We start from the raw sequence: 609 nt of genomic DNA on the forward strand, positions 1-609 counted from the left end.
GAGAATCACGAATTGAATTAATTTTTTCCATTGCGGCAGTTTTATTGGTTTGAGACAGCTCAAGCTGAAGCAAAGCAAAAAGAAACTGAACACTTCCGGTTTTTTCCAAACTTGCAAAAGAATCATTAAGTCCTGCAGCTTGAGTCTGAATATTATTATTTACTTGAAGCGACATTTTATAAGCTCCTTTTACATAACTCTTAAACCGCGGCGCCCGAATGAACGGCCAGAATTAGTTCTTTTAATGCCCAATTTATCTATAAGAGCATCCTTACGCCTGCAACCTTCAATTTCCGCACGTTCTTTTGCTTCATGAGCCAAAGCGCTTATATCAGGATTTAAGCCCAATTTTTCATAAAAAGGCTTCATGTTATCTGCAGCTTTTGCAAGTTCAAAATACTGAGCGTCCAGACGATCAATCTCCGCTTTGCATTCTTGTAAGAACTCTTCAATTTTTTTATAGTCCAAAACCATCTCAATTCTCCTTTTAGCGACCGGTTGCAAGAGCAGTCAAAACCTCGTTTGATTTGGAAATAGCAGAGCTTGCACCTTGTGTATATGAATTATACTGTCCCATATAATCCTGCACAAAAACCATCTGCTGCTGAA

Annotated in this window: 1 protein-coding gene; it reads right to left on the reverse strand. The window is 38.4% G+C overall.

Going from position 1 to position 609, the window contains the following annotated elements; translation table 11 throughout:
- Positions 1-189: 189 nt before the first annotated feature.
- Positions 190-474, reverse strand: a complete 285-nt coding sequence (locus HMPREF9444_RS09105) for a hypothetical protein (RefSeq protein ID WP_009144138.1) — start codon at positions 472-474, stop codon at positions 190-192.
- Positions 475-609 lie beyond the last annotated feature (135 nt).

The organism is Succinatimonas hippei YIT 12066 (assembly GCF_000188195.1).
GTDB classification, from domain to species: domain Bacteria; phylum Pseudomonadota; class Gammaproteobacteria; order Enterobacterales; family Succinivibrionaceae; genus Succinatimonas; species Succinatimonas hippei.

Bases quoted from the DNA above. Each gene is read 5' to 3' on its own strand.
- HMPREF9444_RS09105 (WP_009144138.1), bottom strand. From the start codon at position 474: ATGGTTTTGGACTATAAAAAAATTGAAGAGTTCTTACAAGAATGCAAA.